This window comes from Sulfitobacter sp. PR48 (assembly GCF_028807335.1).
Classification (GTDB): Bacteria; Pseudomonadota; Alphaproteobacteria; order Rhodobacterales; family Rhodobacteraceae; genus Sulfitobacter.
Window position 1 is genome coordinate 311,453 of sequence record NZ_JARAMM010000003.1, and the last position, 25,039, is coordinate 336,491.

Genomic DNA, 25,039 nt, shown 5'->3' on the forward strand with positions numbered 1-25,039 from the left:
TGCTCAGCGGGACGAAGCTGCCGTCCACCAAAGCCCGGAGTCAAGGTGCGCAGCACCGCCGGGCAGCGCCCGACCGCCCCATGGGCGGGCGCTTTCTCACCGTATTGCGGTTCATCATCCCCACGCCAAAGATTAGAAATAAAGTGGCACCCACGGACGTTCCGCTGCCCACCCGCGGCCAGGCGCTGCCCTGTGTGGTTAAGTCACTTTGGGCTCGTTCCCGACCTTCGCTGCATTTTTCACGAATGACCGCGGATCTACTGCACGTCCTTCGGACGCAGCGCCGCGATCCGGGTCGGCGACGTGACGCAAAAGTCGGTTTTGCATTGCAACTGACAGCACCCGAAGCGGCGACGGTTTGCGAACAGGGCCGCTTCGGGGCGGGCTGCCCTTGGGCAGCCGGGGTCTGTCTACTCGCCCCCTCCAAGGCTGTGAACGTAGACAGAAACGGCGCGGACATCCGCATCGGACAGGCGCTGGCCCCAGGCGGGCATCACCCCGAAACGCGCATCGCGCACCGTGGCGGTCAGCGTGTCGCGGTCACCGCCATAAAGCCAGATCGCATCCGTCAGGTCAGGCGCCCCCATCTCGCGGTTGCCCTCTGCCCCGTCGCCGTGACAGGCGGCGCAATTGTCCGCAAAGACGGTGCTGCCGCTCTCGGCCAGCGCGCGGTCATAGTCATCCGACGACAGGCTGACCACATGTTCCACCACCGCCGCGATCTCTGCCTTGGGCAATATGTCGCCAAAGGCCGGCATCTGCGAATAACGCGCATCCGGGTCGGTTTCGTTGCGGATGCCGTGGTTCACCGTGGTCGCGATGTTTTCGATATCCCCACCCCAGAGCCAGTCGTCATCCAGCAGGTTGGGATAGCCCTTGGCCCCCGCTGCCCCAGCCCCGTGGCACTGGCTGCACTGGGCGCGGAACACGGAACCGCCCCGCGCGGTGGCATAGCGCCGCAGCCCCTCGGCATCGTCAAGCGCGGTCAGATCCGCCGCCTCAAGCGCCGCCGCCAGCTCGGAGTTCTTCGCCTCATGCGCCGCGATGTCGGCGGCAACCTCGGCGCGCGTGGAATAGCCCAGCAGCCCCGAGGTCGCGCCCGAGATCATCGGCCAGGCGGGATAGGCGATGGTATAGCCCACCCCCCAGATGATCGTGGCATAGAGCGTCCAGAGCCACCAGCGCGGCAGCGGGTTGTTCAGCTCCTCGATGCCGTCCCAGCTGTGGCCCGTGGTTTCCACCCCGGTGGTATCGTCGATCTTGCGGTCAGACATTGTGCTTGTCCTCGAAAGTGTAACGGGACGGCGCGCAGGCGCAGGTGGCGCAGGTGCCCTTGCAGGGCGCCTTGGCGTCGTCGTCGCGGAAGGGGATCATCGCGGCATCCTGCCGGGCGCGGCTCTGGCTTGGCAAAAAGGCCCAGATGGCGGTGCCCATGAAGAAGCCGAACATGGCCAGCAGGACCCAGCTGTCGGCGATCTGGCGAAGAAGGGAATAGGTATCCATGTCGGTGCCTCCTAGCGGGTTTCATCCGGGGTGAAGGTCGAGAAATCGACCATGGTGCCCATGACCTGCAGATAGGCGATCAGCGCGTCCATCTCGGTCAGCCCGGGCTGGCCGTCGAAATTGCCCACCGCCGCGCCGGGATAGCGTTCCACCAGCCCGTCCCAGTCGCCTTCGGGATCGGCCTGCACCCGGAAATCCGCCCGGGCCGAGGTGATCTGCGCGTCGGTATAGGGCACACCCACCATGCGGTGCGTGGACAGCAGATCTTCGATATGGTCGGCCTCGATCCGCTTGTCGGCAAGAAAGGCGTATTTCGGCATGATGCTTTCGGGCACCACGGATTGCGGGTCCATCAGGTGATCCACATGCCAGGCATCGGAATACCGCCCGCCAACCCGCGCCAGATCAGGCCCGGTGCGTTTGGACCCCCATTGGAACGGGTGGTCATACATCGATTCCGCCGCCAGCGAATAATGCCCATAGCGCTCCACCTCGTCGCGCATCGGGCGGATCATCTGGCTGTGGCAGACATAGCAGCCCTCGCGCACATAGATGTCGCGCCCGGTCAGTTCCAGCGGGCTGTAGGGGCGCACGCCCTCGACCTTTTCGATCGTGTTCTCCAGCCAGAACAGCGGTGCGATTTCCACGATCCCGCCGACGGTGACCACCAGCAGCGAAAAGGTCAAAAGCAGCGTCGGGCTTTTCTCAAGGATGGCGTGTTTGTCAAGAATGGCCATGGTTTGCTCCTTATTCGGCGGGTGTTGCGGTGGCGGATGTGCCGGGCAGCGCGGCGGTGGCGGGTTGTGCCCCGCGGATCGTCATCCACATGTTCCAGACCATGATCAACGCCCCGGAGAGGAACATGACGCCGCCCAATCCGCGCACCACATACATCGGGAACTTGGCGCTGACGGTGTCGGCAAAGGAGTTGACGAGGAACCCCTGGTCATCGACCTCGCGCCACATCAGCCCTTCCATGATGCCGGTGACCCACATCGACGCGGCGTAAAGAACGATGCCAAGCGTCGCGAGCCAGAAATGCCAGCTGATCGCGGACATGGAATACATCTGCTTGCGGCCCCAGAGTTTCGGCGTGAGGAAGTAGAGGCAGGCAAAGGTGATCATCCCGTTCCAGCCCAGCGCGCCGGAATGCACATGCCCGATGGTCCAGTCGGTGTAATGCGACAGCGAATTGACCGCGCGGATCGACATCATCGGCCCTTCGAAGGTGGACATGCCGTAGAACCCCAGGCTCAGCACGAACATCCGCAGGATCGGATCGGTGCGCAGCTTGTCCCAGGCGCCCTGCAGGGTCATCAGACCGTTGATCATGCCGCCCCAGCTGGGCATCCACAGGATGATCGAGAACACCATCCCCAGGGTCGAGGCCCAGTCCGGCAGCGCGGTGTAATGCAGGTGGTGCGGTCCGGCCCAGATATAAAGAAAAATAAGCGCCCAGAAGTGAATGATACTCAGCTTATAGCTGTAAACCGGGCGCCCCGCCTGTTTCGGAACGAAGTAATACATCATCCCCAGGAAACCGGCGGTCAAAAAGAAGCCGACCGCGTTGTGGCCATACCACCACTGGGTCATTGCATCCTGCACGCCCGAGAATACCTGCACAGACTTGCTGCCCCAGATGCTGACCGGGACCGACAGGTTGTTGACCACATGCAGCATCGCCACGGTGATGATGAACGCCAGGTAGAACCAGTTGGCGACATAGATGTGCTTTTCCCGGCGCTTGATGATCGTGCCCAGGAAAACCGCAAGGTAAGCCAGCCAGACAACTGTCAGCCAGAGGTCCACGTACCATTCGGGTTCCGCATATTCCTTGGATTGGGTGGACCCCAGCAGATAGCCGGTGGCGGCCAGCACGATGAACAGCTGGTAGCCCCAGAACACGAACCACCCGGTCCGCCCGCCCCAGAGCCGCACGCCGCTGGTGCGCTGCACCACATAGAACGACGTGGCGATCAGCGCATTGCCGCCAAAGGCAAAGATCACCGCCGATGTGTGCAGCGGCCGGAGCCGTCCGAAGTTGGTAAAGGGCTGGCCCCAGTCAAAGTTGAGCGCCGGAAAGGCCAGCTGAAAGGCGATGAAAGTGCCGACCAGAAATCCCGCGATGCCCCAAAAGGCCGTGGCGATCACCCCGGCCCGGATCACCCCGTCGGCATAGATGCCGTCCTGGGCCGGCCCGGCCTGTCGCGGCTCGTCGGTGTTGCGCAACACCCAGATGAACATCGCAAAGGCGATCACCATGATCAGGAACGCATGTACCTGATAGGCAAGGTCATGCCCCCAGCTGGCCGCGATGGCGGCGATCAGCGTGACAAGACCCAAAAGGATGAGTTTCACATAGTCCATATTCATGCCCTCAAATCAGTAAGAGCATCGCGGGACGCTCCTGTTCGCAGGACATCTCTAGGAATATGGGCGCGCGCCCACTTTGATCTGAATCAACTTCCGCAGAAAATGATGCGGGAAACCGTCAGCTCCGCCTTGTCAGGAAAGGATACCACCGTCGGAATCATCGCCGGTGGCTTCCTGAAGCGCGACGATATCCAGAATCTCGAACTGGCGACGGTCGGTGAAATCGACCACGCCTTCCTTTTTCAGCGCGCTGAACTGACGGCTTACGGTCTCAAGCGTCAGCCCGAGGTAATTGGCGATCTGGTCGCGGGTCATCGGCAGCTGGATCGTGGTGTTTGCCAGCGGCTCGGTCCCCTGCGACCGGCGCACCAGCATGTCGATGAAGGTGGCGATCTTCTCCCGCGCGGACTTGCGGCCCAAAAGCAGCATCCAGTCCCGCGCGGCATCCAGCTCGTCCAGCGCCAGTTCCATCAGCCGCTGCGCCACATGGGGGGTTTCATCGACCAGCTTTTCAAAGGGTTTGCGGTCGAAACAGCACAGGGTCACATCGGTTGTGGCGGTCACGTCGAATTCGATCAGCTTCCGGCCCGGCCTGCCGATGAAATCCGAAGGCAGCAAAAGACCCACCATCTGGGTCCGCCCGTCCTCCATCGTCTTGGAGAGGGAAGCGACACCGGCAACCAGAGAGGCCACGAAGTTCAGCGGCTCCCCCCGCCACAGGATAACCTCCCCCGCCGCATAGCTGCGGTAGGATTTCATCCCCTCCAGCACTTCCAGCTCATCCGTATCGCAACGCGCACAGACGGCGCGATGCCGGATCGGACATTCGCTGCATTTGACTCGGGTCAGTGAAGGTATCGCCATGGTGTCTTGATCTAAATCAAAGAAGGACTCTCCCATGCAACCCTAGAAACACTTATGCACAGCTTCAACACACTTCGCCGCCACGGGCTTTTTGACGCACGTGTGCCCCGCTACACCAGCTATCCGCCGGCCAATCATTTTCAAAATGATTTCGGCCAGCGCCATCAGGTGGACTGGCTGCGGGCGGTGCCGCAGGACAGGGATATTTCCGTCTATGTCCACATCCCCTTTTGCAAGCGGCTGTGCTGGTTCTGCGCCTGCCGGACCCAGGGCACCAGAACCTTGCGCCCGGTCGACGCCTATGTCGAGGTCCTGCTGAAAGAGATCGAAACAATCCGCCAGACCCTGCCGCCGGGCATCCGCATGGCGCGTCTGCATCTGGGCGGCGGCACACCGACCATTCTGCCCTGCGGCACCATGTCGGCCTTGCTGAACGCGCTCTTCGCCGCTTTCGAGCGCAGCGCGGATTTCGAGTTTTCCCTCGAAATCGACCCGACGGAAGCCTCCGACGATCTGCTGCAACTGCTGATCGACGCGGGCATGAACCGGGCCAGTGTCGGGGTGCAGGATTTTGCCCGGCCCGTGCAACAGGCCATCGGACGCAGCCAGTCCCTGTCACAGACCCGCCATGTCATCGACCTGATGCGCAGCCAGGGCGTGGCCAGCCTGAACCTCGACCTGCTATACGGGCTGCCGCACCAGACCTCGCTGAGCTTTGGCCAGACCCTGCGCCATGTGGCCCGGATGCGCCCCGACCGGCTGGCGATCTATGGCTATGCCCATGTGCCCTGGATGTCGAAACGCCAGATCATGATCAAGGCTGCCGACCTGCCCGACAACGAGACCCGCTTTGCCCTGGCCGAACAGGCACGCGCGGCCTTTCTTGCCGAAGGCTATGACAGCATCGGCATCGACCATTTCGCCCTGCCCTCCGACAGCCTTTCCCGGGCCGCCGTCACGGGCAGGCTGCGGCGCAACTTTCAGGGTTATACCGACGATCAGGGCGAAACCCTGATTGGTCTGGGGGCCTCGGCGATATCGCGCTTTCCCGGCGGATACATGCAGAACGCCACCGCCACCTCCGCCTATCAGGACCGGGTCACAAGCAGCGGCCTGGCTGCGCACAAGGGCTATGGCATGACAGCGCAGGACCAGCTGATCGCCCGCATCATCGAAGACCTGATGTGCCGCTTTGTCTATGACGAGGCCGCGCTGCGTGACAGCTTCCCCGAACAGGCCGCGCTGATCCGCCAGACCGGCATTTCGCTGATGACCCGCTTCACCGATGTCTTCTACATCAGCGAAGCCGGCCTGAAGATGCGCAGCGACACCCGCCCGCTGGTGCGTGTCATCGCCAGCCATGTGGATGCCTTCGCCTCGGAGGCAACCGCACATTCGGCAGCGATATGATCGCGACCCGCGTGGTTCGGACCTGCCCCAAGTGCAACTCATAGGGTTCAAAGTTTTCAAGGATCGGCATGGAAGGATGCGATGCTATCATCGCGCGACAAGCCACAAGATCGACATTGAGAAGTCCCAAATCGGTTCTGGGGCGTGCGCGGCAATACTAGCGAAGAGGTCGCTAATCCTATCAGCCCGACTTTGAAGACAATGCTCTTCCAGATATATTTCCAAGTTTGCCAAATCGGCATTGGAATCCTGTCGGTCGTTGGGTTCTCTATGATTGATGCGTTTGAATAGATTGAGTTCGACCGCGCACCGGCTTTGGTTTTCGTCAACAGTAAAGAAAGCGTCGATTTCGGCGTTGTTGCGCCCCGTCTTGGGAAAAATGCCTCTACTGGCGCGCTGAATTCACCTCTCCATGATAATTGAGAAAGGCAAACCTTACTCTCTCACCAAAAGGTGCAGGCAAAGGGCCAAATGGTGCAGTAAGTTCGACTCGTTTGTCTATCCCATTCCCCCGATTTACCTGACCGGATACCTCTTAAAAGGCGCGCAAAAAAAGTCTTCCGCCGCCTCGATAGTCACGCTACGCCCAGCCTTTCGACGCGGGGTATCTCGTGCCCAGCATGTAGAGGCCCGAGTGAACGTCGATCATGCTCCAACCCGATCTGCCTTGGAGAAGTTCAGCCATCAGGGCGTTGTTCTCGTAGATCGAGCCGGGTTCGAAGGCTTCGTCGTCCAGTTCGTTCCCGGACGGCGGCTTTTTCAAAATCTTGGCTTTGTGCAGGATTTTGAGACCGTTGAAGATCGGGCCACCCGGAGGCAACAGCACTTCAGGATTGACCAAAGTCGCGGCCAGCGCAGGCTTGGAGAACAGCGCCACCATGAACATCGCGGTCGCATTCCAGCTGCCGATATATTTGGGACGCTCAATTGATGGGGACAAGATAGGCGAAAGCCAGCGTTGTTGCGCACGGCCAATCATCTGCAAGTCGTCGGGCAGGGTCGCGGGCAGCTTCACCCGTTGAAACATCAGGTATCCACCCCGAAGCGACTGTTCGATGGGGGTAGGGCCACGTTCCAGGTGGAAGGTTCTCGCAACGCTTAGGGCGGCGGGGTCCAGGTCGGTCAGAACCTCGATAGCGGCGGCGGTGAAGTCTTCGTCGATCTTCGCCAGATGCCCCCAACCCAAACCCACGGCAAAGCATACCTGCCACGGATTTGCGGTCGGGAAGGTCTTCAGATGATGCGAGATTTCGTCGAAGGCCATCGTGTTCAGTGTCTTGCTACCATTGTGCAGCAACTCCTGAACCTTGGTTCGCGCTGGGCCTCCACCCGCGCCGCCGCCCTTGGCGCAGAGTTCGTTGAAATAGACTTGAACCGGGTTCAGTGGGTTTGCGATTTTCATTTCGTTTTCCTGCCCGAGTAGTTCACGCCTGTTCGTCTAGTGGTAGCAGCCCCACCGGGGCTGTCCAGTTTGATTGTTTGTGCGTGATCGGCCTTTGGACCGTCCGGAGGATGGTTTCCGGGACCTGTTGGCGGTAGCCCAATTCGATTTGTGGACGTTTCGTGTTGTAGTGCTTCCTCCATTCTTCAGTCAGGATTTGCACTTCAGGGAGGCCGTAGAAGACTTCGCCGGTCCGCACATCATCTCGGAACCGAGCATTGTAGCTTTCGCAATATCCGTTTGCCCAAATTGAAGTTATGGTCTCGGATTTCTTGCCCAACGGTACAAAATTGAGCGCAAAAAAGCCCTAAAAATGACATGGTTGGCGATATAGTCATTAGTATGTACAATACTAAGGTATGTATCTTAAGCGCGTAGAAAGGTTACTGACTGCCGTGACTCCCCTCGTCACCCCGACGCCGATCCGGCAGGAAGTACGTCATCGAAACTTGAATTCTCCGGCTCTGATCTGTGCCTGCCAAACCACGGTTAAAGGAAACCACCCATGAAAATACTCGCCGTAGATGACGATTCCTTCATGCTCGACTTCTTGCCGGCGATCCTGAAGGAAGCGGATTTTCCGGATGTGACCGTCGCATCCTCTGGACAGGAAGCGCTGCGCATCCTGGAAAATGCGACAGAGCCCTTCGATTGCCTGCTGCTCGACATTGTCATGCCCGACATGGACGGGATCACGCTCTGCCGGAAAGTGCGCGAGATGCGTACCTACCGGACAACGCCGATCACGATGCTCACCCTCAAGAGCGACATGGTTTCGATCGAAAAGGCCTTTGCCGCAGGGGCCAATGATTACATTTTCAAACCCTTCGAAGTCCGCGAGATTGCGCGCCGCCTCCGGGTCACTCAGCGGATGCTGGACACGACGGAAGTCGCAATGCGGGTCGATCCCCAGATGATGCTGCCGGACGGAGAACGCGGCCAGCATGTTTTCTCACTCGAAGATCCGGTTTACGTTCTGGGGATCCATCAGCTTGTCCCCCCCTTCACCCTTGGCAACTACCTGTCACAGCTCTCGCGCAAGAATCTCAATTCCTGCCATGTCTTCTGCGCACAGGTCGAGGATATCACAACCCTCTACGCCCATTGCACCAGCCGGGAATATGTCATGGCCATTGCCGCCGGCGCGCGGGCCATTGGCCGGGTTGTGGACAGGCCGCAACTTCTCATGGCGCATATCGGAAGCGGCACGCTCCTGGGCATTCTCACCGGCGACAGCCTGCCGGAATGGCCACATATCGAGGAAGATGTGCAAAGAGAACTTAAGACCCTGACCCCCTGGGATCAGGACTCGCTCGATATCCCGATCAGCATCTCGCTGGGCCGCCCGATCCAGCCGAACGCCCACCGGACACAGCGGGTCAAGAACACCTTTGACCGGGCGATTGGCCGGCTGGTCGAGCGCCAGAAAACCATGCACAAGGCACTGCTTGGTCACACGCCCGCGGTATCATCCGCACGCTGATCGCCTGACCGCGACAGACGCAGATCTTCAGACGCGGCCCGACACGGTTCTTCCGGTCGGGCCGTTTTCTTTTGTTCAGGCAGGGTGTCCGATGCGATGCCGGCAACATGGAACTGGCGCAGGATATCGGCACGGATCACGGCGGCCACCTTCATCGCGCTGGCCCCGCCCAGCAGGAACGCGATCACCACGGTCCAGGCGACACCGCCCATAAGATAGACGACGGTGGCGGCGACGATCGCATAGATCAGACCGATCAGCGCCACGCTTGCGGGGGGAACAAAGGAAAGCCAATCGGATGCAAAAGCCTGGCTTTCGCGCTTTCCGGCCCCGTCCTTGGTTTTTGTGCTGTGCAATTTCAGCCCCTGATCTTGTCGGCATTGTCGAGATCGGCAAGTGGTCGACCCCGGTCTGCAAATCCTTGGAAGGTCACGCTGTCGTCCGCTCGGGCTAAGAGAAATGATGATCGTTAAAAAGGAACGGCTGCCTGCGCAGCCCTGTACTCCCGAATGGTCCTTGAACTGGCTTGGCCCCCCGCAGTCTTGCGACTTGAGCGAGGGGCCAATCCGTTGGCTTTTATGGTTCAGCTCAGGCGATCAGATGTCGCCCAGGCCGTCGTTGCCCAGAAGCCCGCCCAGCAGGTCGCTGGCATCGGAGAGCGTTTCACCAAGCGGGTTGCTGCCGCCCAGCAATCCGCCGCCGAGCACGTCACCCAGGGGGCCGTCTTCGCCAGTCAGGCCGCCAAGCACGTCACCCACCAGGTCACCCTCTCCGGTCAGATCACCAAGCAGATCACCCACCAGGTCGTCCTCTCCGGTCAGGCCACCGAGCAGACCGCCTACCAGGCCGTCATCTCCGGTCAGGCCACCAAGTACGTCACCCAGAGGACCGTCTTCACCGGTCAGACCACCGAGCACATCACCCAGCGGACCGTCTTCACCGACAACCCCGCCAAGTACGTCACCCAGAGGGCCATCCTCACCGAGCAGACCACCCACAAGGCCGTCATCTCCGGTCAGACCACCGAGTACGTCGCCCAGCGGACCGTCTTCACCGGTCAGACCACCGAGCACATCACCCAGAGGACCGTCTTCTCCGACAACCCCGCCAAGCACGTCACCCAGAGGGCCATCCTCGCCGGTCAGGCCACCCAGCAGACCACCCACCAGATCGTCTTCACCGGTCAGGCCACCGAGCAGACCGCCCACAAGGCCGTCGTCTCCGGTCAGGCCACCGAGTACATCGCCCAGCGGACCGTCTTCGCCGATAACCCCGCCAAGCACATCACCCAGAGGACCGTCTTCGCCGATAACACCGCCGAGCACGTCACCCAGAGGGCCATCCTCACCGAGAAGACCACCCACAAGGCCGTCATCTCCGGTGAGGCCACCGAGTACGTCGCCCAGCGGACCGTCTTCGCCGATAACACCGCCAAGCACGTCACCCAGAGGACCGTCTTCGCCGATAACACCGCCAAGCACGTCACCTAGAGGACCGTCTTCGCCGATAACACCGCCGAGCACATCACCCAGAGGGCCATCTTCGCCGAGGACACCGCCGAGCACGTCACCCAGAGGACCGTCTTCGCCGAGGACACCGCCGAGCACGTCACCCAGGGGGCCATCCTCGCCGAGGACACCGCCGAGCACGTCACCCAGGGGGCCGTCTTCGCCGACAACACCACCGAGCACATCACCCAGAGGGCCATCTTCGCCGAGGACACCGCCAAGCAGGTCGCCCACCGGGCCATCCTCGCCGAGGACACCGCCCAGTATGCCGTCCACCAGGCCATCTTCGCCGACAACATCGTCGAGCAGGTCACCCAGCGGGGCATCCTCGCCGATCAGATCGCCGACAACATCGCCCAGCGGGCCGTCTTCGCCGACAACATCACCAAGCAGATCACCCAGCGGGCCATCCTCTCCGATAACATCGTCCAGGATGTCGTTGTCGCCCAGCAGGCCACCGAGGAGGCCATCGTCGCCCAGGACACCATCCAGAAGACCGCCGGCAATGCCGTCACCTCCCGGCGTGCCGTCACCAAGCGTGCCGGTGCCGGTCAGGTCCCCGACAAGTCCGTCGGAGCCGGTGGCGTCGGACAATTGCCCGTCGTTGCCGATAAGGTCGCCCAGCAGACCATCGGAACCCGTCAGGTCGCCAAGCAGGCCGGAGTTACCGGTGATGTCGCCCAGAAGGCCGCCATCCCCGATGAGCCCATCGGCGATACCGACGTCCCCTGTCACGCCGTCGCCCAGCAGGGGCTGACCCAGAAGGTCATCACCCAGGTTGCCAAGCAGCGTTCCATCTCCGATCAGATCGCCGAGCAGGCCGTCCGAGCCGGTGATGTCACCAAGCGCCCCGGAGTTGCCAGTCAGGTCACCGAGCAGCCCGTCATCAGAGATGATCGGATCAAGGAAGCCCTGGTCACCAGCATCCGTAGGATCGGTCGGATCGGTCGGGTCCGTGGGATCGGTCGGGTCCGTAGGATCGGTCGGATCTGTCGGGTCCGTGGGATCAGTTGGATCAGTCGGGTCCGTGGGATCGGTCGGATCTGTCGGGTCCGTAGGATCGGTCGGATCAGTCGGGTCCGTAGGATCGGTCGGATCGGTCGGGTCCGTGGGATCGGTCGGATCAGTCGGGTCCGTGGGATCAGTCGGATCGGTCGGGTCCGTGGGATCGGTCGGATCGGTCGGGTCCGTGGGATCGGTCGGATCAGTCGGGTCCGTGGGATCGGTCGGGTCCGTAGGATCAGTTGGATCGGTCGGGTCCGTAGGATCGGTAGGATCGGTCGGGTCCGTAGGATCGGTCGGATCTGTCGGGTCCGTAGGATCGGTCGGATCTGTCGGGTCCGTAGGATCGGTCGGATCTGTCGGGTCCGTGGGATCGGTCGGATCTGTCGGGTCCGTGGGATCGGTCGGATCAGTCGGGTCCGTGGGATCGGTAGGATCTGTCGGGTCCGTAGGATCGGTCGGATCGGTCGGGTCCGTGGGATCGGTCGGATCGGTCGGGTCCGTGGGATCAGTCGGATCTGTCGGGTCCGTAGGATCAGTCGGGTCCGTAGGATCAGTCGGGTCCGTAGGATCAGTTGGATCTGTCGGGTCCGTAGGATCAGTCGGATCTGTCGGGTCCGTAGGATCGGTAGGATCGGTCGGGTCCGTGGGATCGGTCGGATCGGTCGGGTCCGTGGGATCGGTCGGATCGGTCGGGTCCGTAGGATCGGTCGGATCTGTCGGGTCCGTGGGATCGGTAGGATCGGTAGGATCGGTCGGATCCGTGGGATCGGTCGGATCTGTCGGGTCCGTGGGATCAGTCGGATCGGTCGGGTCCGTGGGATCAGTCGGATCTGTCGGGTCCGTGGGATCGGTCGGATCGGTCGGGTCCGTAGGATCGGTCGGATCTGTCGGGTCCGTAGGATCGGTCGGATCAGTCGGGTCCGTAGGATCGGTCGGATCGGTCGGGTCCGTGGGATCAGTCGGATCTGTCGGGTCCGTAGGATCAGTCGGATCGGTCGGGTCCGTAGGATCAGTCGGATCGGTCGGGTCCGTGGGATCAACGGGTCCACCGCCACCGCCACCGGATGCGGCGGCAAGCAGGCCCAAACCACCAACGGCAGCTGCGATAATGCCCTCATCGGTCATTTCGCCACTGCCGCCGGCTTCGGGATCACCCTCGATACCGCTTTCGTCACCATCGGCCAGGATCAGGCTGTGCAAAGAGCCGTCCATCGCTGGCTTGTAAAAGTCGACAACGGTGATCACGTCACCGTTTTTGAGGGTAATGAACAGGTCACTCCCCTTTCTTGCGTAATTGGCGATGTCAGACCGCTCTACGTCGATCTTGATGCCAATTTCAGGGCCAGCCTGGATGCTTCTGTTTGCCATGTTTGAACTCCTCATGGGTGCGCTTGCGGGCAAGGCGAACTAAAGTATGTAATGCAATCTTAAGTATATGAAAACCAGCCATCGGTATCTATGTCAATGCCGAATGGGTAGTTCTCACCCCTCTTGTCCCAGAAAGCACAACTTTTACGTGAAAGCACTGAAACTGCTGTTTTCAAATGAAAAAGCCCCGTCATTTGGCGGGGCTTTTCCGGATTCTCTTAAGATGGAAACAGTTTGTTTACATCCCGGTTACCGTGGCGGGCGGATTTGAACCCGCACCACCTCAGTTCAGGCCGTCAAGCAGATCGCCGCCCAGGTTGCCCAGAAGGCCGCCATCGCCGCCGTCGCCCAGCAGGCCGACACCGATCAGATCACCAAGCAAGCCGTTCTGCCCGGTCACGTCACCCAGCAGGCCCATGTCGCAGACAATATCGCCCGCCAGGCCCTCTGACCCGGTCACCTCGCCCAGCACGCCTTCATTCCCCGTGAGATCGCCAAGCAGACCACCGTCCGCGATCACCGGGTCAAGCAGGCCATCTTCGGCACCAATGCCGGCCAGCAGATCCCCGACAGTGCCCGAGAGGACACCACCAGCACCGTCACCGCCAAGCAGGCCGCCAACGACACCCTCGTCACCGAGGACACCATCCAGCAGACCACCGTCACCGCCAAGCAAGCCGCCAACGAGACCCTCGTCACCGATCACGCCGTCCAGCAGACCACCGTCACCGCCAAGCAAGCCGCCAACGACACCCTCATCGCCGAGCACACCGTCGAGCAGACCGCCGTCGCCGCCGAGCAGGCCACCAACGAGGCCCTCGTCACCGAGCACGCCGTCGAGTAGACCGGCGTCGCCGCCGAGCAGGCCACCAACGACACCCTCGTCACCGATCACGCCGTCGAGCAGACCACCGTCGCCACCAAGCAGGCCACCAACGAGGCCTCCGTCACCGATAACGCCGTCGAGCAGACCGCCGTCACCGCCAAGCAACCCGCCAACGATGCCTTCGTCACCGAGCACACCGTCCAGCAGGCCGCCACCGAGAAGGCCGCCGTCACCGCCAAGCAATCCGCCGACGAGACCCTCGTCACCTAGGACGCCATCCAGCAGGCCACCGTCGAGAAGGCCGCCATCACTGCCGTCGCCCAGCAGGCCGACACCGGTCAGGTCACCGACCAGCCCGTTCTCCCCGGTCACGTCACCCAGCAGGCCCATGTCACCGACAAGATCACCCGCCAGGCCGTCGGACCCGGTCACATCGCCGAGCAGGCCTTCGTTCCCGGTCACGTCACCGAGCAGACCACCGTCGGCGATCACCGGGTCGAGCAGGCCATCTTCGGCACCAATACCGGCCAGCAGGCCACCAACGATGCCCTCGTCGCCGATCACACCGTCCAGCAGACCGCCGTCGCCACCAAGCAACCCGCCAACGAGGCCCTCGTCGCCAATCACGCCATCGAGCAGGCCACCGTCACCGCCAAGCAGACCGCCAACGATACCTTCGTCGCCGATCACGCCATCGAGCAGACCACCGTCGCCGCCAAGCAACCCGCCAACGAGGCCTTCGTCGCCGATCACGCCATCGAGCAGACCACCGTCGCCGCCAAGCAACCCGCCAACGAGGCCTTCGTCGCCAATCACGCCGTCCAGCAGACCGCCGTCACCGCCAAGCAGACCGCCAACGATGCCTTCATCGCCGATCACGCCGTCCAGCAGACCGCCGTCGCCACCGAGAAGACCACCAACGATGCCTTCGTCGCCGATCACGCCGTCAAGGACCTCTTCCACGGTTTCAACGATTTCATCCACCGTGCCGCCTTCGCCAAGCAGACCATCGGTCAGACCGATGCCACCAAGCACATCGCCCAGCAGCGAATCTTCCGACAGAAGTCCGCCGGTCAGACTGCCCGATCCATCACTGTTCCCCAGAAGCCCGCCGCCGGTCAGGGTGCCGAGCAGGCCATCCTCTCCGGTGACGGGGCTGAGCAGACCATCGTTGCCGACCAGGTCGCCCAGCAAACCGTCGGAACCGGTCAGGTCGCCGAGCAGGCCGTCGTTGCCCGTGAGGTCGCCCAGCACGCCTTCGTCCGCGAGAATCGGGTCAAGAATACCCGCGTCCGCCGCATCAGTCGGTTCGGTCGGGTCCGTGGGATCAGTCGGATCGGTCGGATCTGTCGGGTCTGTAGGATCAGTCGGGTCCGTAGGATCAGTAGGATCTGTCGGGTCCGTGGGATCAGTAGGATCTGTCGGATCTGTCGGATCCGTGGGATCAGTCGGATCGGTAGGATCAGTCGGGTCCGTGGGATCAGTCGGGTCTGTAGGATCAGTGGGATCTGTGGGATCCGTGGGATCTTCGCTGTCACTGGCCGTGGCAAGAAGCCCGGTTGCCAGCGCACCCAGGCCGGCACCGATCTGCTCCATGTTGGCACCCAGTCCGGCGGCCTCTTCATCCTCGTTCCAGATGCCCTCGACACCGCTGTAGCTGCCGTCCGCCAGCATCAGCCGGTGGGGTACGCCTCCCTGCGCGGGATCGTAGAAATCGGAGACAACGATCTTGTTGCCATCCGCCAGCTCGACGACAAGGTCGTCACCTCTTTTCACATATTTGGAAATATCTGCTTTTGTTGCATTTATTTTCACCTCGACCATATTTCCGGCCCGGTATGAAGTCGTCGTCATATCACTTCCCTCTGTCTATCTATCGCTCACACGGAGCGTGTTCAGGCCCCCACCCAATCCTTCTCACTCACATCACATACTAAAGTTACGGTCAATAGATTGATCTAACATACTTTCGGCTAATATTTCACCGTTGTTGCCTCATTGCCTTCCCTGCTCCCTGATTCCACCGCAATGGCCCGCGCAGTTGACGGCATGGAACCGAAACAGCAGACTCACCGCGACGACCTGGTTCGGGTTGACGTTGTTCCTGCGCGAGAGAAGATGCAGCATCATGGAGAATGGGATGCCCAACGAAAGCGAACCGGGGTTCAATGCAGCGCGGGTCAGACCCACCCTGCAGGCCATTGCGCGGCTCATCTCCACTGATCGACGCATCGTCGTCCTGGCGACGGAAAAGGCGGAAATCCTGCTGTCGAACAAGCCTGCCACCCAGCTGGAACTGGACGTTTCCGCCCTGCAGACGGCGTTCAACTGGCATACGCTTTGCACCCGTGCGCGGCGCAGCGGCAGTGTCGCGGTATCGGTGACCTTCCGCGAGAAACACCTTGAGGGAGAGCTGGTCCACCTCCCGCTGGGGAATGCCGCTGCTTTCCTGCTCCGCCTGGTGGAAACCGATCAGGAAGCGGTGCTCTTGCAGAACCGGGCGCGCGCGGCAACGCTGCTTCGGGTGTCGCATGATCTCAAGACGCCGATCCAGTCCGTGCTTGCTTCCGCAGAAGCGCTTTTTGACAGCAGGGAAGACCGCGCGGGAAAAACCAATCCCGATACCGCCAGGGTGGAGAAATCAGCCCGGATGGCGCTGACCCATATCGAAAAGGTGATCCGGGTCATCCGCGGCGAGATGACAAGCGCCGATCTGCAGGCCGACGAGGACTTCGATCTGGCCGAAGAATCCCGCAATGTCCTCGACATGATCGAACCGATCGTGCTGGCCCGCCGCGCGACCGTGACGATGAAGATCGAGCCGGAAACCGCGATCGGCCTGCACGGACCGGTGCATATCGTCCGTGCGCTGCTGCAGAACATGTTCGACAACGCCAGCAAGCATGGCGGCGAGACCATCGACATCCGCGTCGCCTGTGCCCCCGAACTGACCGCTTCGAAAGACGGCCGCAAGGAGCGGCTGATCACCGTCGAGGTCGCGGATCAGGGCGGCGGCCTGCCCGCCACGCAAAAGGCGCGCCTGCTGGGCACCGGCATCGACGGCACCCGCGACGAGCGTACCACAGGCGCCAACGCGGACCGGACGACGGCAGGGCTGAGCGTGCTGGCCCATGCCATCGGCCACCTTGGCGGCCATATCGAGGTCTTCGACCGCCTCGGCGGGGGCGCGCCGCTGAAGAACGGGACGCAGCCTGTCATCGGCACCATCCTGCGGGCGATCTTCTCGCTCCCGCCGACCGAAACCGATGCGCTGCCCGAGACCAGGGAAACCCAGCCGCCCGGCGTCGCTGCCGGGCTGCTGCAGGGCATCGGCGTGCTGGTGGTGGAGGACAGCCCGTCAAGCCGCGACTGGCTGGTTCAATGCCTGCGCAACGCCGGGGCGCGGGTCGATGGGGTCGAAAACGGCTTCAAGGCGCTTGAGGTTCTGAATCAGCCCGAGGCGGTGCATCAGATAGATGTCCTGCTGACCGACATCACCCTGCCAAACATGAGCGGTGTCGAACTCATGCGGCGCATCAAGACCGAAAGATCGAAGAAGACGATGGCTTGGAACGGCCAGATCCTGGGTCTGACCGCCCATACCGATGCCGGGCTGGAAAAGACCTGTCTGGCGCTCGGCATGTCCCGGCTGCTGGAAAAGCCGATCCGCACCGCCGCACTCTGCCGCGCCGTGCAGAATGCAGCCCGGGGCAAAGCCGACACCCGGCAGACTGCGGCAGTCAGGCTGAAACACCGCCCGGCCAGGACAGCCGCAACGCCGGATCAACCGCTGGCCCGGAAAGTGGTTGCCGAACTGATCGGTCAGCTCGGCGAGAAAGCGGCCCTGGGCTTCATGATCCGTGCCCATGCAGAGGCCAAAGCGGTCATGGACAAGATCACCAGCGACGGCCAATGCCCGGACACCAAACGCCTGCTCCATTCCGCAACCGGCTCCTCCGGGCTGACCGGTCTGGCCCTGCTGCAAAGCAGCCTGCGTCAGGTCGAACTCGCGCTGGACGGCCCCGTGGCAAAGCTGAACGCCCTGGTTGCAGAGGCGAATCAGGCGCTCAGCGCGACGGAAAGGGCGATCAGCCTGATCGGGTCAGAGGCAGGCGGTGGGAGATGATCGCTTGCCACGCTTCACTTTCGTGATACATTACAGAGCACTCTGGCAATCGGGCGGGCAAATCCTGTTCGATCTCCACCGGCGGAATTCCGTCTTACAGCGCCGTTCTTGACGAGTAGGTTTTACCATTGGGTTTCGTAAATCTAAGATGAGCATGATGACACCCTCTGAAGCCAAACCGATCCGAGTGCTGATTGCAGATGACCATGCCATGGTCCTGGAGATGTTTAAGCAGTTCCTGTCCAACCTCCCGGATTTCGAGGCGCAGACCGCGCCCGACCTCGACACCGCGCTCGAAAGGATGGACGCCGAAGGGCCCTTCGATCTGGTTCTGGTGGATCTCGACATGCCGGGCATGAACGGGGTCGGCGGGCTGTCCAAGGCGATAGAGCGCAATGGCGGAAATCCGGTCGGCATCCTGACCAGCAACCCGACGGCCCATGTGGTTTCAGAATCCCTGTCACTCGGCGGCGCGGGCATTATCCTCAAGACGGAATCGCTGAAGAATCTGACCAACGAAATTCGCTTCATGGCCAATGGCGGGCGGTATGTTCCGGTCGAACTGATCAACCGCCCCCGCGCCAAGGCGCGCGACAGCTCAGGCAATTCATCGCTGTCAGAGCGTGAGATGACCGTCCTGGCGCTGCTGGCCCAGGGAAAACCCAACCGGGAGATCGGCGCCGAGCTTGGCCTCGCGGAGGCCACGGTGAAGATGCACGTAAAGTCGATCTGCGCGAAACTGGGGGCCAGCAACCGCACCCAGGCGGTGATCGTGGCCCGGGACATCGGGATTTTCTAGGCGCTGGGCCGGTCCCGCAAACCGGCCCGTCGGGGCCTCTTCTTTGGTTGCGTCCTTAAGTTTATGTGCGTTACGCTCCGGGGTGCCCCGGTCACCCGGGCTGCCTGAGAACGGAGAGCATGCACCGTGAGCAAACCAGTGATCGTCTTTGTCGGTGCGGTATACCCGGGCCAGTTCGGCCATCTGTGCGATTACCTGCGCGAAACCGGCCAGGCGCAAAGCTTTTTCCTGACCACCCCCGGACACATGGAACGCAACCGCGCGCGGGGCAACCACATTCTGGGTTTTCAGCCCGACGGGCCGATCATCTCCGATGACCGCTATTATTATTCGGCCAAGGTCGAACGCTCTGCCCGCATCGGCCGGGGGGTGCTCAACGCCCTCACCGCGATGCGCAAACACACCCGCATCGACGCGGTTGTGGCGCATTCGCTCTGGGGGGCACCGCATTTCCTGTACGACGAGATAGACGCGGCAATCATCAGCTACATCGAATTCCCGAGCTTTCGGGCGCATGGCTGGGATCCGGCCTATCCCCCCGATCTGGCGCAGCGGATCACCGACAGGAACACCGAAATGCTGAACTTTCATCAGGCGTTGAACAGCGATCTGGTGATCTGCCCCAGCCAGCATGCCAAGAACATGTTTCCTGCCGCTCTGCGGTCCCGCATCGAGGTGCAGCTTGAGGGGTTCGATTTTGCCGCGATGGCCGAGCCCGACCCCCCTGCCAGCGACAAGGGAAGCAAGGGCGGCAAACGTGGCAAGGGCAGCAAGCCGGTGATCGGTTTTGCCGCCCGCGATCTATCCTCTGCCAAGGGGTTCGAGACCTACGTGCGGCTGGTCGACACCCTGGTGGAGCGGGGCGTCGATGCCCAATTCGTTGCCTTCGGCGGCGCCGAGGAAGTGACCTATGGCTACGAGCAGCAGGCCGTCAAGCGCCAGCATGGCGGCAAGGTGACGACCTTCCGCGACCACCTGATGCTTGCCTATCCGCGCGCGGCAAAGGTGATCGAATTTCCCGGCAAGCTGCCCTACGACGCATTCGCCAGTCGCATCGCCTGGGTCGATATCTTTCTCTACCCGCTGAAGTTCGGTGTCGCCAATTGGGGATTGGTGGAGATTCTGGGCCGCGGTGGCTGTGTCCTGGCCCCTGATCGCGGCTATGCCGCCGAGCTGATCCAGGACGACATCAACGGCCGGCTTCTGCCCGATGACAACGAAGCCTGGATTGCCGAGATTCTCGCCCTGATGGACGATCCGGCGCGGCGCTATCGCTATGGCCAAAAGGCCCGGTCCATGGCCCGCGCGCAATACGACCTCTCCGTCGTCGCGCCGCGCTACATGGCCCTGTTCCGGCAGGCCATGTCCAACCGCGCCGCAAGAACAGGCCGCCCTGCCCGGCGCTAAAGCACTTCTCGGAAAACATGGGACGCAGCGCATCACTTAACGCGTTGAAATCTATGATTTCAGGCAGCGTTAAGTGATCCAGGTTTTTCCGAAAGTGCTATAGGCTCTGGACCTTAAATCTGAATCATCCTGTGACATGAATGCCCCGAGAGCGCCGCAGGCGCGGCAGGGAATCGGCGATTCAAGGTTAAGGCGGGGCGCTTTAGAACTGCGTGCTCAGGCTGATGCCAAAGGTCTGCCGCTCGTCGCCCGGCTCATGTTCGATCGGCGTGGCAAGATAAAGCGAAACCGGGGTCTTGCCGATGTCGAATACAACCGACAGCCCGACGCTGCTGCGCCGGCGCCAGCCGTCATCAATGGCCCCGCCCAGCGTATCGTCCAGATCCCAGCTGCCGCCGGATTCCAGAAAAATACCGCCAAGAACCGGCGCCTTGAACACTTCGCCAAAATCGCGCTGCAGCTCGATGGAGGCCCGGACAAAGGTGTTGCCCCCCAGGGCATCCCCGCCATCCCGCGGGCCGATGCCACGGGGCGCAAAGCCGCGGAAGCCGTCAGCACCCGGATAGAACCGGTCGATGGCCCGCGTCGCATTGCCGTTCAGCCCGGTGACCGCGCCCGCATCGAAGCCGAACAACAGACGGGTCCTGTCCGCGATCGGAAACTGCATCAGCGCCTCGAACCTGGTATCGGACAGCGGGTCCGATGTGCCGATGTTCCAGAAATACTGGTCCAGCCTGACACTGTAGCCAAAGTTCTGCCAGCGGTCGTCGCCCTCTTCGGCGTCCGGCAGGCTCTTGTGTTTCAGCCCCAGACGGACATAGGGCGCAGAAATGCCGTTGGTCTGTTCGCGCACCAGCAACGGGCTGGCGGCAGGGTCCAGATCATAAAGCCGGTGGTCACGAAAACCGATGCCCCCCTCGAAGCGGGTCGTGGGTGACACTGGCCAGGCCAGATAGGTTTCGGCGCGGATGGTTTCATGGGTGAAACTGCGGTCGTCGAAATCGTCACGCCCGCCGACAAGCTCAAACCCCAGATCCAGACCGCTCTCAAAGACTTCGGTGCGGTACAGGTTCGCGCTGTAGCGCTGAATCTCCTTGCTGTATTCAAGGCTGAACGCGCCATAGGTCCGGTCGAAAAGGTTGTAGCGCTCATAGGCCAGGCTCGCCGTCAGCCCATCCTGCGAGACATAGGCGATGCTTGCATCAATCCGCCCCGGCCGCGTGTCCAGCTCCTGAACGTCGATCACCAGCGTGTCGCCCTCACGGGACAGGGCCACCGTTTCAAACACCCCGGTGGACATCAGGCAATCCTCGATGGCCAGCAGTTCCCACCGCGAATATTCCACTCCCGATTCGGCACCGCAGGTCCTGCGGATGTCGTCTTCGGGAATGAACTGCGCCCCGCGCACCTCGACGTTGCGCACAACCTGCGCATCGGCCACCGACCCTGGTATCATCGCCAATACCATCGCCACAGCCGGTGACAATCCCGCAAGAACATTGGAAAAAGAGGCGCGCGAGGCACCTGACGGCAGCAGAGAGGGCAAGGGCAGCACTTTCCTGTTTTACTTGGCGTGGAGACCGGCCAGCAGCGGCTCCGCCCCACGGATTTACTGAAGACGCGCCTTGAGGATCGGGCGTGTCAAATAACTTAGAATGGACCGCTCGCCACTTTCAATATCGACCTGCGCAATCATGCCGGGCCGGATGCTGTAGCGCTGACCGAAACGTTCGAGATAGCTGCGCTCGGTGCGCACCATGACCCGATAGAAATCAGCCGGCCCCTGGGGCGTGTCCTCTTCCACCGTGTCCTCCGAAATCTGCGTGACGGTGCCGCGCAGATCGCCGTAGGTGGCAAAATCATAGGCCGTGATCTTGACGCTGGCGGGCATGCCCGGCGCGATCAGCGCAACGTCCCGCGGCTTGATCTTGGTCTCGATGATCAGCTGGTCGTCGGTCGGGGTGATCTCCATGATCGATTCACCCGGCTGCACCACCCCGCCCAGCGTGGTGATGTCGATGTTGTTGACCCGGCCCGACACCGGAGACCGGATCTCCGTCCTGCGAAACTCGTCCTGTTTCTGGACCAGTTGCTGCTGCATCATCTGCAGCTTGGCGCGCCGTTGCGCCAGGTCCTTGTAGGCGTCCTGCACATAGGCATTGCGGGTCTCGCTGATCTTGCCGTCCAGTTCGGCCTTCTTCTGCTCCAGCTGAAGCAGGTTGATGCGGCTGACCGATCCGCTGGCCGTCAGCGGGCGGGTGATGTCGATCTGTTGCTGGATCGCCTTCAATTCCGCTTCGAGGGCCACCAGGGACGCCTCAAGCTTGGTCCGCCGCGCGGTGAACAGCTTCAGCTCGGTCACTTCGGACGAATTCGGCGTTGCGCCGAAATCCAGCTTGGGCTGCTCCAGAACTTCCGCCTCAAGGCGGGCAACCTCGGCCACCAGCGCCGTGATCTCGGATTCCGCCGAAAGGAACGCAGCCTCCGAACGGGTCGGATCAAGCCGGGCCAGCACCTGCCCCTCCTTGACGATATCGCCTTCCCGTACCATCAGTTCCGCCAGAATGCCCCCTTCGAGGCTCTGGATCGTCTGCATTCTGCGCAGGGGAATGACGCGCCCGTCGCCGCGCTTGATCTCGTTGATCTGGGCAATCGAGGCCCAGACGATGGCGATGATCAGCGAGATGACGACCGTGCGGATCGTCCACCGCGCGACCTTCAGGGTCTGCCGTCGGTAACTGCCATCCAGATGGCTGGTCAGCATGTCCTCGGCGACGGTCATGTGACGGCCTGAACCGGTTTTTTCTGAACCGCATTGGCGCGCGCCGTGTTCAGGATGTTGAGCAGATCGCCGTCGCGCGCGACGCGGCCATCTTTCAGCACGACCGCCCTGTCGGTCAGGGCCAGCAACTCCCGCTTGTGGGTCGAAATGATCGTGGTCCGGCTCTTCAGCCAGTCCTTCATATGGGCGATGACCTTGTTTTCCGTCACATGGTCGAAAGCCGAAGTGGGTTCATCCAACAGCACGATCCGGGGGTCCTGCAACAGCACCCGCGCCAGACCAATCGACTGGCGCTGCCCGCCCGACACATTTGCATTGCCCTGCAGCATCAGGTCGAGCCCGCGCACATGGCGGCGCACGAAGGTGCCCAGACCCACCGCGTCAAGCGCCTCAAGCAGTTCATCGTCGCTGTGCAGCCCATGATCCAGCAGCAGGTTGTCCCGCAATGTCCCCTGGAACAGCGCAACGCTCTGCGGCAGGTAGCCGATCTGCCGCCGCCGGTCGATGGGGTCAATCTGGCTCAGCGACAGGCTGTCCACCAGCACGCTGCCGGACTGCGGATCAATCAGACCCGCCATCATGCGCAACAGGGTCGATTTGCCCGCGCCGTTGCCGCCCAGCAGCGCAATGCGTTCGCCCGGCTAGATCGCAAGCTCGGGGATCGACAGCACCGGCGGCGCCTGCGGATCGTGGCGAAACACCACGCCGTCCAGCGTGAAACCACCGCTCAGCGAAGGCGCGCGCACGAAATGGCGGTCTTCGGGCCGTTCCACGGAGAGGCCCATGATCTGGTCCAGCCCCTCCATCGCCGCGCGCACATGCTGCCAGCGCGCCAGCAGCCCGGCCACCTGCCCCATGGGAGCCATGGTCCGGCCGGACAGCAGCGTGCAGGCAATCAGGCTGCCCACGGTCAGCTCACCCGCGCTGATCAGGTAGACACCGGTGACAATCACCCCGGCATAGGCCAGCTTCTGCACCGTGCTGACCAGCTGGGTCAGAAAGTTGGTGATGCTGCGGGTGTTGATTGCCGTGGTGGCCATCGTCGCCGTCAGATGGGCATGGGCCCGCTGCAGCCGCCCTTCCGCGCGGGAGGCCTTGACGGTCTCCAGGTTCGAAATCGTTTCCAGCAACAGACCGTTCAGCGCCGCCGCCTCGCGGGTGTTCTCCTTTGACGCCCGCGCAAGTTTTTTCTGCATGACCAGGCCGGGCACCACCGTCAGGATCACCCCTGCCAGCACCACCAGCGCCACCGGGCCGCCGATAAAATAGATCACCCCGACAAAGATCAGCACAAAGGGCAGGTCACAGATGGCTGTCACCGTGCTGGAGGTGAAGAAATCCCGCACCACCGCAAAGTCGCGGACCTGGTTGGCAAACACCCCGGTCGAGGGAGGCTGGTGTTTCAGCCGCATGTTCGCGACCTTGTCGAAAAGCTGCGCCGACAGCCGCAGGTCGATATCCCGCCCCGAGACATCGACAAGCGTCGCACGCATCAGCCGCAGCACCAGCTCCAGCACGATGGCGATCCCGACACCGCTGGCCAGGATCCACAGGGTATCGAATGCATTGCTGGGCACCACCCGGTCATAGACCTGCATCGAGAACAGCGCCGTGGCAACCGCCAGCAGGTTGGCCGCAAAAGAGGCCCAGATCACGTCGCGATAGATGCCCCAGTTGCCCAGCACCGGGCCCAGGATCCAGTGCTGGCCGGTTTTGGAATCGTCCAGCCGACGGGTCACGATATCAATCGGTTTCGAAATCAGCACCCGCCCGTCGTGCAGCGCGTTGAGATCCTCAAGCGGCCAGTCCCCGCGACCGCCGCCGGATTCCGGCAGGATGACCCAGGCCTGGGTCTTGGTCAGGGATTCGACCACCACGGTCCGGCCGTCTTTCAGGAACAACATCGCAGGAAGGCAGTGCTCTGGCAGCGTGGCAAGCGGCTCCCGGCTCACCCGGCAGCTCATGTTCACCCGGCGCAGCGCAAGACCGGCAAGGCTCTCGCCCTTTTCGGCCCAGTGCGTTTTCGGCAGGCCGTCGGTCAATTGCTCTGCCGAGGTCGTCACACCTTGAATCCGGCAAAGCTCGACGAGACCGGCAATCAGGGGATCCGGGGCACCGTGGTTAGTCATTTCTACACCCGTTCA

At 62.1% G+C, this 25,039-nt stretch carries 16 protein-coding genes and 2 pseudogenes; 5 read left to right on the forward strand and 13 right to left on the reverse strand.

Going from position 1 to position 25,039, the window contains the following annotated elements:
- Window positions 1-410 precede the first annotated feature (410 nt).
- The 5 genes from ccoP to fnrL all read right to left on the reverse strand — a co-directional run bounded on the left by ccoP (window position 411) and on the right by fnrL (window position 4,740).
- Complete coding sequence (ccoP, locus tag PVW51_RS06195) at window positions 411-1,274, reverse strand: cytochrome-c oxidase, cbb3-type subunit III (RefSeq protein WP_274574002.1); 864 nt, start codon at window positions 1,272-1,274, stop codon at window positions 411-413.
- Window positions 1,267-1,503 carry a cbb3-type cytochrome c oxidase subunit 3 gene (locus PVW51_RS06200; protein WP_269361530.1) on the reverse strand — a complete coding sequence of 79 codons (237 nt, stop codon included), beginning with the start codon at window positions 1,501-1,503 and terminating at the stop codon, window positions 1,267-1,269. The genes ccoP and PVW51_RS06200 overlap by 8 nt, the downstream gene beginning before the upstream one ends.
- Before the next feature lie 11 nt (window positions 1,504-1,514).
- Entirely contained in the window at window positions 1,515-2,240 is a 726-nt protein-coding gene (gene ccoO, locus PVW51_RS06205; RefSeq protein ID WP_269361532.1) for a cytochrome-c oxidase, cbb3-type subunit II, read from the reverse strand.
- Window positions 2,241-2,250: 10 nt separating this feature from the next.
- Complete coding sequence (gene ccoN, locus PVW51_RS06210) at window positions 2,251-3,870, reverse strand: cytochrome-c oxidase, cbb3-type subunit I (RefSeq protein ID WP_269361534.1); 1,620 nt, start codon at window positions 3,868-3,870, stop codon at window positions 2,251-2,253.
- 138 nt (window positions 3,871-4,008) lie between these two features.
- Entirely contained in the window at window positions 4,009-4,740 is a 732-nt protein-coding gene (gene fnrL, locus PVW51_RS06215) for a transcriptional regulator FnrL (RefSeq protein ID WP_269361535.1), read from the reverse strand.
- A gap of 54 nt (window positions 4,741-4,794) precedes the next feature.
- Here fnrL and hemN point away from each other — a divergent pair, with 54 nt between their 5' ends.
- Window positions 4,795-6,150, forward strand: a complete 1,356-nt coding sequence (gene hemN, locus PVW51_RS06220; RefSeq protein WP_274574003.1) for an oxygen-independent coproporphyrinogen III oxidase — start codon at window positions 4,795-4,797, stop codon at window positions 6,148-6,150.
- 580 nt (window positions 6,151-6,730) lie between these two features.
- Here hemN and PVW51_RS06225 read toward each other — a convergent pair.
- Both PVW51_RS06225 and PVW51_RS06230 read right to left on the reverse strand, forming a co-directional pair.
- Window positions 6,731-7,552 (reverse strand): hypothetical protein, encoded by an 822-nt coding sequence (locus PVW51_RS06225; protein WP_274574004.1) that lies wholly within the window; start codon window positions 7,550-7,552, stop codon window positions 6,731-6,733.
- A 22-nt stretch (window positions 7,553-7,574) separates the two neighbouring features.
- Window positions 7,575-7,844, reverse strand: a pseudogene (locus PVW51_RS06230) (integrase core domain-containing protein); the annotation flags it as partial.
- Between the two features lie 252 nt (window positions 7,845-8,096).
- Between PVW51_RS06230 and PVW51_RS06235 the strand changes: the two are divergent.
- Complete coding sequence (locus PVW51_RS06235) at window positions 8,097-9,074, forward strand: response regulator (protein ID WP_274574005.1); 978 nt, start codon at window positions 8,097-8,099, stop codon at window positions 9,072-9,074.
- On the opposite strand, the gene PVW51_RS06240 is transcribed toward PVW51_RS06235, so the two are convergent.
- The 3 genes from PVW51_RS06240 to PVW51_RS06250 all read right to left on the reverse strand — a co-directional run bounded on the left by PVW51_RS06240 (window position 9,044) and on the right by PVW51_RS06250 (window position 15,635).
- Complete coding sequence (locus PVW51_RS06240; protein WP_269361542.1) at window positions 9,044-9,430, reverse strand: hypothetical protein; 387 nt, start codon at window positions 9,428-9,430, stop codon at window positions 9,044-9,046. The genes PVW51_RS06235 and PVW51_RS06240 overlap by 31 nt on opposite strands.
- Before the next feature lie 240 nt (window positions 9,431-9,670).
- A complete protein-coding gene (locus tag PVW51_RS06245; RefSeq protein ID WP_274574006.1) occupies window positions 9,671-12,955 on the reverse strand; it encodes a BapA/Bap/LapF family prefix-like domain-containing protein in 3,285 nt (1,094 codons plus the stop codon).
- 283 nt (window positions 12,956-13,238) lie between these two features.
- Window positions 13,239-15,635, reverse strand: a complete 2,397-nt coding sequence (locus tag PVW51_RS06250) for a BapA prefix-like domain-containing protein (protein ID WP_274574007.1) — start codon at window positions 15,633-15,635, stop codon at window positions 13,239-13,241.
- Window positions 15,636-15,921: 286 nt separating this feature from the next.
- Between PVW51_RS06250 and PVW51_RS06255 the strand changes: the two genes are divergently transcribed.
- The 3 genes from PVW51_RS06255 to PVW51_RS06265 all read left to right on the forward strand — a co-directional run bounded on the left by PVW51_RS06255 (window position 15,922) and on the right by PVW51_RS06265 (window position 20,113).
- Window positions 15,922-17,907, forward strand: a complete 1,986-nt coding sequence (locus PVW51_RS06255) for an ATP-binding response regulator (protein WP_274574008.1) — start codon at window positions 15,922-15,924, stop codon at window positions 17,905-17,907.
- A gap of 157 nt (window positions 17,908-18,064) precedes the next feature.
- On the forward strand, window positions 18,065-18,706 hold the full coding sequence (locus PVW51_RS06260; RefSeq protein WP_274574009.1) for a response regulator transcription factor: 642 nt from the start codon (window positions 18,065-18,067) through the stop codon (window positions 18,704-18,706).
- 126 nt (window positions 18,707-18,832) lie between these two features.
- Window positions 18,833-20,113, forward strand: a complete 1,281-nt coding sequence (locus PVW51_RS06265; RefSeq protein WP_274574010.1) for a glycosyltransferase — start codon at window positions 18,833-18,835, stop codon at window positions 20,111-20,113.
- Window positions 20,114-20,315: 202 nt separating this feature from the next.
- Here the strand turns inward: PVW51_RS06265 and PVW51_RS06270 are convergent, their stop codons facing one another.
- The 3 genes and pseudogenes from PVW51_RS06270 to PVW51_RS06285 all read right to left on the reverse strand — a co-directional run bounded on the left by PVW51_RS06270 (window position 20,316) and on the right by PVW51_RS06285 (window position 25,024).
- A complete protein-coding gene (locus PVW51_RS06270) occupies window positions 20,316-21,569 on the reverse strand; it encodes a BamA/TamA family outer membrane protein (RefSeq protein WP_274574011.1) in 1,254 nt (417 codons plus the stop codon).
- Window positions 21,570-21,722: 153 nt separating this feature from the next.
- On the reverse strand, window positions 21,723-22,895 hold the full coding sequence (locus PVW51_RS06275; protein ID WP_274574013.1) for an HlyD family efflux transporter periplasmic adaptor subunit: 1,173 nt from the start codon (window positions 22,893-22,895) through the stop codon (window positions 21,723-21,725).
- Window positions 22,892-25,024, reverse strand: a pseudogene (locus PVW51_RS06285) (type I secretion system permease/ATPase). Before PVW51_RS06285 ends, PVW51_RS06275 begins: the two are co-directional and overlap by 4 nt.
- Window positions 25,025-25,039 lie beyond the last annotated feature (15 nt).